The organism is Tritonibacter sp. SIMBA_163 (genome assembly GCF_046535935.1).
GTDB classification, from domain to species: Bacteria; Pseudomonadota; Alphaproteobacteria; order Rhodobacterales; family Rhodobacteraceae; genus Epibacterium; species Epibacterium scottomollicae.
Genome location: NZ_JAWJBP010000155.1, coordinates 1 through 394, shown reverse-complemented (window position 1 = coordinate 394; position 394 = coordinate 1). Strand labels below are relative to the sequence as shown.

At 57.4% G+C, this 394-nt stretch carries 1 protein-coding gene; it reads left to right on the top strand.

Annotation, left to right across the window (positions count from 1 at the left end):
- Positions 1–187, top strand: a 187-nt coding sequence (locus R0J92_RS21880) for a hypothetical protein (RefSeq protein ID WP_411053192.1), incomplete at its 5' end; no start/stop codon positions are given.
- Between the last annotated feature and the right edge of the window lie 207 nt (positions 188–394).

Below are 394 nucleotides of genomic sequence, written 5' to 3'. Positions count from 1 at the left end.
CGGTCCGAAACCACGCTTATCCTCGGCCCGGAATTTCGCCGTAAGCCGCGCCGATGCCACAAAATTTGAAGTTAATTTGCCGGCCTCCGCCAACTGGCATGAATTTTGTTTCTCTCTGTTTGAACCGGTCTTTCCAGCGCAGCCGCGTTTGAAGCCGCCCTTCGACGGAGATATTCGATGCTCATAACAGGAAGAAACAAGCAAACGGCCCTTCTGGCTACCTTGCCTGCGCTCGTCGCCATGGCCGGAACGGCAATGGCGCAGGACGCCGCACCGACACCAACCCTCGATACGGGCGATACGGCTTGGATGCTGACTTCAACCGCGCTGGTGTTGATGATGACCATACCGGGTCTGGCGCTGTTCTATGGCGGCATGGTGCGCAAGAAGAACG